The sequence below is a fragment of the Micromonospora sp. BS32 genome, from assembly GCF_059089345.1.
This window is the reverse complement of record NZ_JBSSHR010000007.1, coordinates 1-11,907: the sequence shown is the minus strand read 5'-3', so window position 1 is coordinate 11,907 and position 11,907 is coordinate 1. Positions and strand designations below refer to the sequence as shown.

Below are 11,907 nucleotides of genomic sequence, written 5' to 3'. Positions count from 1 at the left end.
GTTATCCGATCGTCGCCACCGACAAGACCCATTGCGTACCTGGGCCGAGCCGCCCTAGGGTGGCGCGATCGTGCCGCTTACTGATCGGTAGGAGCAGCGTGGAGAAGTCCGGCAGCACCACCGCTCGCCACGTGCTGTTCCTGAACTGGCGCGACACGAGCAACCCCGAGGGCGGCGGCTCGGAGGTCTACATCGAGCGGATCGCCGCCGAGCTGGTCGCCGCCGGCCACCGGGTGACGCTGCTCTGCGCCGCGCACGAGCGGGGCGCGCCGGCCGAGACCAACCCCGACGGGGTACGGGTGCTGCGCCGCGGCTCCCGGCACACCGTGTACGCCCGCGCGGCGCTGACCTGTCTCGCCGGCCGGTTCGGGCTGGGTCCGCTGAGTCGGCGTCGGCTCGGCCGCCCGGACCTGGTGGTGGACGTCTGCAACGGGGTGCCGTTCTTCGCCCCGCTCTACGTGGGCCGTCCGGTGCTCGCCCTGGTCCACCACGTGCACCGGGAGCAGTGGCCGGTGGTCTTCGGCCCGGTGATGTCCCGGCTCGGCTGGTGGATCGAGTCGTGGCTGGCGGTGCGGCTCTACCGGCGCTGCCGCTACGTCACGGTCTCCGAGGCGAGCCGGGCCGAGCTGGCGGAGCTGGGGGTGGACCGGGAGCGGATCGACGTGGTGCCCAACGGCACGCCCCCGGTCACCGGCCGCCCGCTGCCCCGGACGACCCACCCGTCGCTGCTGGTGCTCGGCCGCCTGGTGCCGCACAAGCGGGTGGAGATCGCCCTGCGTACGGTGGCCGAGCTGACCGCCGAGCTGCCCGACCTGGAGCTGGTGGTGGCCGGTCAGGGCTGGTGGGAGCTGCCGCTGCGGGAGCTGAGCGAGAGCCTTGGCATCGCCGATCGGGTGCGGTTCACCGGCTTCATCAGCGAGGACGACAAGCACGAGGTGCTCTCCTCCTGCTGGCTGGCCCTCACCCCGTCGCTCAAGGAGGGCTGGGGGCTGACGATCGTGGAGGCCGCCGCCCGGAGCACCCCGACGGTCGCCTTCCGCTATGCCGGCGGGGTGGCCGAGGCGATGGTCGACACCGAGACCGGTCTGCTCGTCGACGACGAGCGTGAGTTCGCCGAGCGGGTACGCGAGCTGCTCGCCGACGACGTACGGCGCAAGGCGATGGGTGAGGCGGCGCTCGCCCACGCGGCCCGGTTCACCTGGACCGCGACCGGGGCCCGCTTCGCCCAGCTGGTCGCCCAGCTCACCGCCGCCCGCTAGCACCGGCGCCGGCCCGGCGGCGGACGCGCGAACGGGGCGCCCGCGACAGCGGACGCCCCGTTCGACGGTGGTTCAGCGCGTGCCGTAAAGCGGGGTGTCGGTGCCCTTTTCGCTCACACTGCTCGTGTTGGCGACCTCTTGGGCGGACGGGCTGAGCACATTCGCCAGACCGACGGCGCCGAGCAGGCCGAGCACGACTCCGAGCACCCCGACGGCGACGAACGCGGGCAGGTTCCTCATCCACCTTCTCCTTCCGCGGGACTCGCGTGCCGGGACGCTACCACGCCCCGGAGCACCTGCGCAGTGCCCGAAAACCCGATCATCAACACCACCGTTCCGGCCAGCAGGTGCGCCCATCCGGCGCGCCCCGGCCCGCGGGCTGCGGTCGGGGGCGTCCAGTCCGGGTTCTCGTAGAGGCGCAGTTCCGGTCCGAGGTGGACCGGACGCAGCCCGGCCAGTGCCGAGCCGGGCACCGGCGGGCCGGCCGCCCGCTGCACCAGCACCCAGCGCACCCCGGTCGCGGCCAGCGGCCGGCCGGCGGCGAGCAGCTCCCGGACCTGGGCCGCCCGCGGGTCCTCCCCGCCCACGGCGAGGTCACCCACTCGCAGGGTGTCGTCGATCAGCACCGGCGACGACAGGTACCGGGGCGCCGGGTCGATCACCACCCGCCCGTGGTTCCAGCCGTACCGCTGGTACTCCTGGAACGGCAGGGAGAGCACCTCACCGGGTCGGTCGGCCACCTGCCGCGCCACGGTCGTCCAGTCGGCCGGGTACGGCACCGGCCGGATCCGGCCGATCCCACCGAAGGCCAGGTCGGGCAGGATCGCCACCGGCAGCAGCGCCGCCCCCACCAGCAGCACCAGGCCGGTGGTCGGATCGAACCGGGCGGCGAGCCGGTCGGCCAGCCGTTCCGCGCCGAGCGCCCCGGCCACCGCCAGGGCCAGGGCGTACGGCACGAGCATCTTCTGCCCGTCGCGGACCAGGCCGGCGCCGGGCACCGTGTCCACCAGCCAGCCGAGCAGCGCCGCCCCGCCGGGGAGCACCCCCAGCGCGGCGACCAGCCACGAGCCGAGCGCGAGCGCCCCGAGCCGCCCGGCGGCGCCGTTCGGCCAGCGCCGGCGCAGCAGCGGCACGCCGTAGCCGGCGAGCAGCAGCACCAGCCCGGTGGCCAACGGCACCACCCCGGCCTGCCGCGAGGCGGGGACGGTCAGCGCGTTCCAGATCCCGCCGGTGCCGGTGAGCGCGACCAGCGGCCCTCCCCAGTTCTCGGCGCGGGCGGCGAAGGCGGCCACCCCGGCCGGGTCGGAGCGGCCGCCGGTGGCGCTGCCCGCCCCGGCGACCAGCCAGGGCGCGTTGAGCGCCACGGCGGCGGCGAGCGCGGTGCCGGTCCGCCGAACGGCGCCCGGATAGCGGCCGGGCAGCAGCACCACGACCGCCGCCAGGGCGATGACCCCGCCGGTCGGGGTGATCGCGGAGCCGGCGACCGCGAGCAGCAGCCGGGGCAGCGCACCGGGCCGGCCGGCCCGCACCCCGAGCGCCGCCGCCACCAGCCAGGGCAGCAGCGCGTACGCCAGCAGCAGCCCCCACTGGCCGATCAGCAGCCGCTCGGCGAGGTAGGGGGTCCAGGCGTACCCGACGGCGGCGACCACCCGGACGGCCGTCCGTTCGGTCGGCACGAGCCGGGCGGCGCCGAGCGCGGCGAGCCACAGGATCGCCACCAGCACCAGCCGTTGCAGCAGCCAACCGGGCACGAGCTGGGTGGCGAGTGCGACGACCGCGTCCTGCGGCACGGCCCGGGGCAGCGCCGAGGCCGGGGCGATCACCTCCCAGCTCAACGCCTGCCGGGGCACGAAGACCATGTCGTAGCGGAGCGCGTACCCGGGCAGCGCGAGCGGGGCGAGCACCACCGCCGTCACGGCGGCGGCCACGCCGTGCGGCACGAGCCGTCCACGCATCCGTCGACCTCACCTGCCTGCCGGGTGCGGCCCGGGCCGCCCTGGTCCGGCGGCCACTGTACGCGGCGCCGCCCGCGTCCCGGCGACCCGCGAACCACCCGTTGACCTGATGGGACGGCCGGTGGCCGGTGTGGCAGTCTTCCCGCCATGGCATTGACCGGTGCGACCACCGCCTCCCAGGGGAATGGCCTCGCCAGTGGCTGGACCCGGCTGCACCCGGTACGGGCGGTGGCCGTCGCGATGATCGTGGTCAGCCTGCTCTGGCGGGCCCAGCTGGCCTCCCGCGGCTACCTGGCGGTCGACGACTACGTGCTGATCGCCCGCGCGGCGGGGTCCGACCTGACACCGGGCTTCCTGCTCACCCTGTACAACAACCACTTCATGCCGGGCGCGCTGCTGATCACCTGGCTGGTGACCCGGGTGGTGGGCCTCGCCTACTGGCCGTACGTCCTGCTGCTCACCGCCGCCCAGGCCGTGCTGGCGGTGAGCTTCGCCCGGCTGCTGCGCACCCTGGTCCGCCCCGGCTGGGCGCTGCTGGTGCCGCTGGCGGTGTTCCTGTTCAGCCCGCTGACCCTGGAGGCCACCTCGTGGTGGGCGGTCGGGGTGAACATGCTGCCGATGCAGATCGCGATGGTGCTCGCCGTCGGGGCGCAGCTCGGCTACGTCCGCACCGGCCGGCGGCGGCACCTGGTGTCGCTGGGGCTGGCGGTGCTGTTCGGGCTGCTCTTCTTCGAGAAGGCGCTGCTGGTGGTGCCGCTGGTCTTCCTGTTGACCGTGTTCCTCTTCGTCGACGGGCCGCCGGTGCGCGCGGTGCTGACCACCGTCCGGCGGTTCTGGCCGTCCTGGCTCCTGCTGACCGTCCTGTCGGTCGGCTTCCTCGCGCTCTACGGCTCCCGGGCCGAGTCGTCCCTGCGCCGGCCCGACTCGCTCGGCGAGGTCTTCTCGTTCCTCTGGCAGCTCTTCGGCTCCACCGTCGTACCCGGGCTGCTGGGTGGGCCGTGGCGGTGGCTCCCGGCCGGCGACGGGGCCCCGGTGACCGCCCCGCCGGAGCTGGGGCGGTGGATCGCCTGGGCGGCCTTCCTGGTGCTGGTGCTGCTGACCGTGCGGCTGCGCCGGGTCGCCGGGCGGGCGTGGCTGCTGCTGACCGCTTATCTGGTCATGGTGACCGCCCTGCTCGCCGCGACCCGGCTGGGGTCGATCTACAGCGACGTCGCCGGCGCCGTCCCCCGGTACGTCAGCGACGTGGTGGTGGTGGCCGCGCTCTGCATCGGCGTCGCCCTGCTCGGTCTGCGCCCCGTACCGGACCGCTTCGTCCCGGCCGACCCGGAGCGGGCCGCCGGGGACGAGGAGCCGGCCATGGCGGACGCCGACGAGGAACGGACGGTCGACGACGCGACCCCGGTCGGGGCGGTGCGGACCGGCCAGGACGGCGGTGACTCCGACGGCGACCAGGCCCTTCCCACCGAGGGAGAGACCGCGACCGGCAGCGAGTCCGGCGACGCGGACGCGGAGCCGACCGGGACGGTGGCCCCGCCGGCCGACCCGGTCGCGGTTCCGGCGGGTGTCTACCGCCCGCACGGCGTCCTGCACGCCGAGTACGACGACGACGTTCCGCTTCCGGCGCGGCCCCCGTCGGCGCGGCCGTTCGACGCGCCCCCGCAGCGCGCGAGCGCCGGCGCGGGCCCGGTGGCCGCCACCGCGACACCCTCGACCGGCGCGCTGCCGCCCGCGGCGGAGCCGGTCGGGGACGCCGCTGCGACCTCGGCCCCGCCGCAGCAGCTTCCCGCCCAGCGCCAGCCGGTCGAGCCGGCGCTGCCCAGAGCGTTCACCGACGGCCGGGATCCGGACGACCCGCCGCTGCCGGCCGTGCTGGTACGGCACCGCGAGGCGGTCTCCGCCGGCCTGGTCCTCGCCCTGGCGGCCGGTGGGCTCGGCACCGCCTGGACGACCGCCCGCTTCGGCGACGAGTGGGCGGCCAAGAGCGGACGGGTCTACCTGGACACGGTCCGCGCCGAGCTGGCCGCCGCCCCGCCCGGGACGGTCTTTCTCGGTGCTGACCAGCCGGTGCCCGGCGATGTGGTGCCCGCGCTCTCCGCGCCGTACAACCGGCAGTCGACCTTCTTCCGGGCCCTGCCGGAGCGGCCGGTCTTCGTCACCGAGGCCGAGACGCCGTCGATGCTCGACCCGTCGGGCCGGATCAGCCCGGTACGGGTCGACGGCCCGACGGCCCAGCCCGGCCCGGACCCGGCCTGCGGCTGGAAGGTCACCGGCGGGAACACGGTCCGGATGCCGCTCACCGGGGGTCGGGACGACTGGTTCTGGGTGGTCCGGATCGGCTACCTCAGCTCCGGCGACACGATGGCCACCTTCCGGCTCGGCGACGACGAGAAGCGGTTCCCGGTGAAGACCGGGCTCCACCAGATCTTCTTCGAGTTCACCGGCGGCGGCGACACCGCGGAATTGAGCATCGACGCCCCGGGGGTCACCCTCTGCACGAACGAGGTCGCGATCGGCACCCCCACCCCCCAGCAGTGACCGGGCCGGCCGGTGCTCACTCCGGCCGGAACAGCACCGAGTTGACGTACCGGGGGTGGGGCCAGAGCACCCGGCGGACGAAGCTGTGCCGGACCCGGGCGATCGCCTCACGCTGGTGCCGGCCGAGGTCGAACCCGGCCAGCGGGACCCAGGTACGGCCGGGCAGGACGTACCCGCGGTAGCCCCAGCCGGTGAGCAGATCCAGCAACGGCTCCACCGGTTGGATCCGCTCCTCCACCTCGACCAGCAGCACCGGGCGGTCCCGCCGGATCGTCTCCGCGCCACCGCGCAGCGCGGCCAGCTCGTGCCCCTCGATGTCGAGCTTGACGAAGCGCACGTCGGTCAGGCCGAGCGCGTCGAGGGTGGTCCGGCGGACCTCGACCGGGCTGCCCTGCCCCGGCTGCTCCAGCGAGGAGGTGCCGACGATCGCGCCGCCCTCAGGCAGGTAGAGCGCGGCGCTGCCCTCGTGGTCGGAGACGGCCGCCTCGACCACCTCGACGGTGGGGAACGCCGCCCGCAGTTGCCGGGCCAGCGCCGGTGTGGGCTCGACCGAGACGACCCGGTCGGCGCGGCGCAACAGCCGGGCCGTCCACGGGCCGTACCAGGCCCCGATGTCCACGGCGGTGCCCCCGCGGGGTACGTATTCGGCCAGCCGCGCCAGCTCCGGTTCCACCCGCGGATAGACCAGCCGGATGCCGTCGGCCAACCACCGCTCGGGGAGCTTCGCGGCCAGCCCGGAGGTGGCTGCCGCGGTCTTGTTCGTCGACGCCATGGGCCAGCACACTAGACGTCAATCGACGGCGGCGGCAGTGGCCACCGGTGCGGGGCTGTCGGGCCGGCCGGTGGACCGGTACGGTCTCCCCGTCGGGCCACCGGTCCCGGCCGTCCGCCGGCCACGACGCGCACGGTCGGGGAGCAGTGCGGGCACTCGGGGCGACATGACACGGACCATCGGCAGGGACGCGCGGGCGACGGGGCTCGGCGCCGCCGGCGCCGCCGTCACGGTCGCCACCATGCTGACCAACGCCCTCGCCTACCTGGTCCCGCTGCTCGGCGCCCGCCGATTGACCGCCGCCGACCTCGGCGCGCTGGCCACCCTGCTGGCCCTCGGCGCGATCAGCACGGTGCCCGGCTTCGGCCTCCAGATCGCGGTGGCCGCCCACCGGGCCCGGACCGGCCCCACCTCGACCCGGCGGTTGTCGCTGCTGACGGCCGGCGTGAGCGCCGGGCTCACCCTCGCGGCGGCGCCCGTGCTCACCGTGGCGCTGCGACTGCCGTTCGCGCTGACCCTGCTGCTGGCCGCGGCCACCTTCGCCACCGTGCTGTCCGGGCGCTGGCTCGGCGAGCTCCAGGGCGACCAGCGGTTCCTGCGACTCTCCGCCGCGATGACGGTGCTGGCCGTCGGCCGCTACGGCGGGCCGGCCCTCGGCCTGGCGCTCGGCCTGGGCCTGTTCGGCTGCCTGCTGATCGGCACGCTCACCGGGATCCTCGCCCTGCCGCTGCTGGCCCGCCTGGCCGCCGCTCGCCCCGGCCCCCACCCGCCGACGGCCGCCCCGGCGGACCGGCTCGTCCCGCGTCAGGTGGTGACCGCGTGCGCGGCCACCCTGGCGATGCTCACCATCTCGTACGCCGACCTGATCCTCGCCCGGCAGCTGCTGCCGGCGGACGGTTCCGGGGCGTACGCCGTCGGTGCGGTGCTCACCAAGGGCGCGCTCTGGGCGCCACAGGTGGTGACGCTGCTGGTGCTGCCCCGACTCGCCCAGGGTGACCGGCGGGCCCGGGCGACGGCGCTGGCGCTGATCCTGGCCTGCGGCTCGGCTCTGGTGGCGGCGGCCACGCTCGGTGGGGAGCTGGCGTTCCGGCTGGCCGGCGGCGCCGACTACCTGCACCTGGCCGGGGAGGCCCCGCTCTTCGCCGCCACCGGCGCCCTGTACGCGGTGGTCTTCATGCTGGTCAACGACCGGGTGGCCAGCGGTGCCCGGTTCCCGGCGGCGCCGCTCTGGGTGGCCACGGCCGGGCTGGCGGCGGCGGCCACGCTGCTCGCCCCGCGTACGGTCGAAGGGGTGCTGACCTGCGCGCTGGCCACGGCGGCGCTGACCGCTGCGGTGATGGCCGGGCTGGTCTTCCGGCCCCGCCGTTGAGCGGGTGGCGACCGGCGGTCAGTCGCCAGCGGCGAGCCAGTCGCCGAGCAGCCGGCGGTCGATCGAGTCGACCCGGCCGAGCGGCCACCCGCCGGCCACCCGGGCGCGCAGCTCGGCGCGGGTGAACCAGCGCGCCTCGAGCAGTTCCACCCCGTCCACCCGGACCTCCTCCGTCGCGGCGGTGGCCCGGAAACCGACCATCAGCCCGGCCGGGAAGGGCCAGGCCTGCGAGCCCTGGTAGCGGAGATCGCCGACGGTCACCCCGGCCTCCTCGGCCATCTCCCGGCGCACCGCGTCCTCCAGGCTCTCGCCCACCTCGACGAAGCCGGCGAGCGTCGAGTAGGACCCCTCGGGCGCGCCCGCGTGCCGGGCCAGCAGGCAGCGGTCCGGGGTGCCGGGGGCCTCGACCAGCACGATGACCGCCGGTTCGATCCGGGGGAAGTGCAGCCGTTCGCATCCCGGCCCGGTGCAGGCCCGCACGTGTCCACCGTCCCGGGCCGTGGTGGCGGCGCCGCAGCTGCCGCAGTGCCGGTGCGACCGGTGCCAGTGCAGCAGCCCCCGCGCGTACGCCTGCGTCGCCGCCTCGCCGACGGCGAGCGTGCCGGCCAGGGCGCGCACGTCGACCGCCGCGGCGGCGCCGGCCAGCCGCAGCGCTTCCGCCTCGGGCTGCCCGGAGAGGTCGGCGGCGAAGAGCGCGGCGCCGTCGTCGAGGCCGAGGAAGACGGTCTGCCCAGCGGCGGCGAGCAGCTCACCCGCGGCGGGCGCGGCGAGCCGCACCGGGCTCCGGCCGGCGTCGACGAGGCAGTGGCCGCGCCAGAGCGGCAGCACCGCGCTCGTCGGGTCCGTCCACCGGGCGGAGATCCACTCCGGGTCGCTGCGTCGCGCGCCCGCCCGGTCCAGCCAACCGCCCCCGTACGCCAATGTCCGCCCGTTCACTCCGACACCGTGCCATGGCCGCGCACACAACGGGTGACCGGGGCGGACATGGCCGACACGCGGTATCGAGGATGACCGGCCGCACGGTGTCATCCGGCCCGCGGGTTGGCTACCGTAGGTGTCTCTCTGGGGGCCGCAACCCCCCACGTGGTACGTCCCGATAGAGGTGGCTGTGACCCTGTACGGCGACAAACAGGTCTCCGACGAACGCCCCACGGTGCAGGTCACCGCGGTGAGCTGGCCGGGCGACGACGGCCCGGACCAGGCCGGGAAGGCTCCCGGTTCGGGCCGGGGGCCCGGTTCGTGGTCACGGCGCACCCGCCTGCTGCTCGCCGGCGGGCTGGCCGCCGCGGTGCTGGCTGGCGTGACCGGCGCCGGCGCCTACGCGTACGCCGGTGACGTCCCCCGGGGCACGACGGTGCTCGGCGCCGAGCTGGGTGGCCGGAGCCGCCCGGCGGCGGCCCGGGAGCTGACGGCCGAGCTGGAGCGCCGGGCCGGCACCCTGAACAACCCGGTGACCGTGCTGTTGGGGGACCAGAAGGCCCAGATCAGGCCCGCCGACGTGGGGCTGCGGGTGGACGTGGACGCCACGGTCGCGGCGGCGGTCGACGCGGAGGCGCACCCGGTGAGCCGGCTCTTCGGCTCCCGCAGCGTGCAGCCCGTGGTGACCGTGGACGCGGCGAAGCTCGACGCGGCGCTGCGCAAGGTCCTCGGCAAGCGGGGCCGGGAGATGACCATGCCGGCGATCATCTTCACCGGGACCACCCCCAAGCCGGTGTACCCGAAGCCGAGCCTCTCGCTCGACCCGCAGCGCTCGGCGCAGGTGGTCCGGGACGGCTGGCTGGGCGGGCAGCCGGTGACCGTGCCGCTGTCGGAGCGGTCCCCGGCGACCTCCCGGGAGGAGGTGGACCGGCTCGTCGCCGAGCTGGCGAAGCCGGCCGTCGCGGCCCCGGTCACCATCACCACCGCCAAGGGATCGGTCACCGTGCCGCCGACCGCGATCGCCCGGGCGTTGCGGTTCTCCGCCGACGAGGCGGGCAGGTTGACCCCGCGGATCGACGTGAAGCGGCTGCGCGCCGCGCTCGACGGCAGGCTCGACGGGATCGAGGTGGAGCCGAAGGACGCCGGGCTGACCATCGCCGGCGGCAAGCCGACGGTGGTGCCGGGCCGCTCCGGCCAGCAGCTGGACGCCGCGGCGCTGAGCCGCGACCTGCTCGCCGTGCTGCCGAAGACGGACGGCCGGACGGTCACCGGCCAGCTCAAGCCGGCGGAGCCGGAGCTGACCGAGGCGAAGCTGGCCGAGCTGGGCATCAAGGAGCGGGTCTCCACCTTCAGCACCAAGTTCCCCGGCGGGCTCTCCTCGCCGCGCAGCCAGAACATCATCCAGGCGGCCAAGGACGTCGACGGCACGATCGTGAAGCCGGGGGAGACGTTCTCCCTGAACGAGCACACCGGTGAGCGTGGCTATGGCCAGGGCTACCAGGACGCGCCGACGATCGTGGGCGGCAAGCTGGTGCCGGGGGTGGGCGGCGGCGTCTCACAGTTCACCACCACGCTCTTCAACGCCACGTACTACGCCGGCATGCAGGACGTCGAGCACAAGCCGCACTCGTTCTACTTCAGCCGCTATCCGGCGGTCATCGAGTCGACGATCTACTGGCCCGAGCTGGACTTCAAGTTCCGCAACAACACCTCGCACGGGCTGTTGCTGGACACGTCGTGGACCTCGAACACCATCACCGTGTCGGTCTGGAGCACCAAGATCTACGACAGCGTCAAGACCGAGTACGGCCCCCGCCGCAACATCACCCAGCCGAAGACCGTCTACCTCCCGCCCGGCCCGGACTGCATCACCGCCGCCGGGAGCGAGGGCTTCAGCCAGGACGCCTTCCGGGTCATCACCAAGGGCGGCACGGTGATCAAGCGGGAGAAGTTCAGCTGGACCTACGACCCCGAGCCGAAGTTCATCTGCGGTCCCGACCCAGCCGCCGCGCCCTGACCGCACGGAAAGGCCCCGCCGGCTGGTCGCCGGCGGGGCCTTTTCCACGGGTACGGACAACAGCTCAGGGCCGCGCCTCGGCCAGCCCCTGGCGTACGCCGTCGGCGTCGCGGTCGGTGCCGTAGACCGGGGTGTCCGGCTGCTGCCGCCAGCTCTCGTCGAGGGTGCCGGCGTCGACCGGGTCGAAGCCCAGGGCGTCGACGAGCTGCATCACCAGTTGCTTGGCGTCGGCGTCGTCACCGGCCACCGGCAGCGCGATCCGGTCGCCGGAGCCGGCCGGCCGGCCGTTCTCCATCAGGTGGGCCGCCTGGATGTTGTTGAACGCCTTCACCACGCGGGCGCCCTTGAGGTGATCCGCGGTCCAGCGGCTGGAGCTGAGGCTGCGGTCCAGCAGCTCGGCGATGTCGCCGTCCCGCTGGGAGTAGTAGTTGTCGGCGTCGACGACGATCTTGCCGTCGAAGAGCTCCGCGGGGAGCCCGGGGACGGCCATCAGCGGGATCGCCACGACCACGACCTCGGCGTCCTGGACGGCCTGCTCCAGGGTGCCGGCGGTCGCGCCGGTCTCCTGCGCCAGGTCGGTGAGGCTCTGCGGGCCCCGCGAGTTGGTGACTGTCACGTCGTGCCCGAGTGCACTCAGCCGCCGGGTGAGGGTGCCGCCAATGTGTCCCGAGCCGATGATTCCGATCTTCATGACCACTCCTGCCTCCGCCGGTCCCGACGGTCAGTTCCGGTCGTACGGTCAGCAGGTACCCCGAGCGGTCCGCCCCGATTGCGGACGAGGCGTTCCCCACGTCACGTTTTCCGCCGTCATCACCGTCGGGGGACGCGCCTCGGGCGGTCCCGCACCGACGGTACCGACCGCAGCGGTACGTCCCGGGCCGATTCGGCGAACGGGTCGGTGAATTTCTCAGACCCGGAAGACGCAGTAGGCCCACCCCTGTTGGGGTGGGCCTACTGGAATGGTTGTCCGGCGGCGTCCTACTCTCCCACACCCTCCCGAGTGCAGTACCATCGGCGCTGGAGGGCTTAGCTTCCGGGTTCGGAATGTTACCGGGCGTTTCCCCTCCGCCATGACCGCCGTA

Annotated in this window: 9 protein-coding genes and 1 rRNA gene; 4 read left to right on the top strand and 6 right to left on the bottom strand. The window is 74.8% G+C overall.

What is annotated here, in order from left to right; all coding sequences use genetic code 11:
• Positions 1–98: 98 nt before the first annotated feature.
• Positions 99–1,259 (top strand): glycosyltransferase family 4 protein, encoded by a 1,161-nt coding sequence (locus AC5RWQ_RS13020; protein ID WP_494282992.1) that lies wholly within the window; start codon positions 99–101, stop codon positions 1,257–1,259.
• A gap of 72 nt (positions 1,260–1,331) precedes the next feature.
• On the opposite strand, the gene AC5RWQ_RS13015 is transcribed toward AC5RWQ_RS13020, so the two are convergent.
• The gene (locus tag AC5RWQ_RS13015; RefSeq protein ID WP_334493907.1) at positions 1,332–1,499 is read right to left on the bottom strand and encodes a hypothetical protein; all 168 of its coding nucleotides are present in this window, start codon (positions 1,497–1,499) and stop codon (positions 1,332–1,334) included.
• Positions 1,496–3,214 (bottom strand): MmpA family trehalose lipid delivery protein, encoded by a 1,719-nt coding sequence (locus AC5RWQ_RS13010; RefSeq protein WP_494282991.1) that lies wholly within the window; start codon positions 3,212–3,214, stop codon positions 1,496–1,498. The genes AC5RWQ_RS13015 and AC5RWQ_RS13010 overlap by 4 nt, the downstream gene beginning before the upstream one ends.
• A gap of 147 nt (positions 3,215–3,361) precedes the next feature.
• Here AC5RWQ_RS13010 and AC5RWQ_RS13005 point away from each other — a divergent pair, with 147 nt between their 5' ends.
• A complete protein-coding gene (locus tag AC5RWQ_RS13005) occupies positions 3,362–5,749 on the top strand; it encodes a hypothetical protein (protein ID WP_494282990.1) in 2,388 nt (795 codons plus the stop codon).
• 16 nt (positions 5,750–5,765) lie between these two features.
• On the opposite strand, the gene AC5RWQ_RS13000 is transcribed toward AC5RWQ_RS13005, so the two are convergent.
• Entirely contained in the window at positions 5,766–6,521 is a 756-nt protein-coding gene (locus AC5RWQ_RS13000) for an FkbM family methyltransferase (protein WP_494282989.1), read from the bottom strand.
• Positions 6,522–6,687: 166 nt separating this feature from the next.
• Here AC5RWQ_RS13000 and AC5RWQ_RS12995 point away from each other — a divergent pair, with 166 nt between their 5' ends.
• A complete protein-coding gene (locus AC5RWQ_RS12995; protein ID WP_494282988.1) occupies positions 6,688–7,890 on the top strand; it encodes a polysaccharide biosynthesis protein in 1,203 nt (400 codons plus the stop codon).
• Between the two features lie 18 nt (positions 7,891–7,908).
• On the opposite strand, the gene nudC is transcribed toward AC5RWQ_RS12995, so the two are convergent.
• Positions 7,909–8,826 carry an NAD(+) diphosphatase gene (gene nudC / locus AC5RWQ_RS12990; RefSeq protein ID WP_494282987.1) on the bottom strand — a complete coding sequence of 306 codons (918 nt, stop codon included), beginning with the start codon at positions 8,824–8,826 and terminating at the stop codon, positions 7,909–7,911.
• A 166-nt stretch (positions 8,827–8,992) separates the two neighbouring features.
• On the opposite strand from nudC, the gene AC5RWQ_RS12985 reads away from it, so the two are divergent.
• Positions 8,993–10,825 carry a VanW family protein gene (locus tag AC5RWQ_RS12985; protein ID WP_494282986.1) on the top strand — a complete coding sequence of 611 codons (1,833 nt, stop codon included), beginning with the start codon at positions 8,993–8,995 and terminating at the stop codon, positions 10,823–10,825.
• Between the two features lie 64 nt (positions 10,826–10,889).
• Here AC5RWQ_RS12985 and AC5RWQ_RS12980 read toward each other — a convergent pair whose 3' ends face one another.
• Positions 10,890–11,516, bottom strand: coding sequence for an NADPH-dependent F420 reductase (locus AC5RWQ_RS12980; RefSeq protein WP_494282985.1), 627 nt, complete (start codon positions 11,514–11,516; stop codon positions 10,890–10,892).
• Between the two features lie 274 nt (positions 11,517–11,790).
• A 5S ribosomal RNA gene (gene rrf, locus AC5RWQ_RS12975) occupies positions 11,791–11,907 on the bottom strand.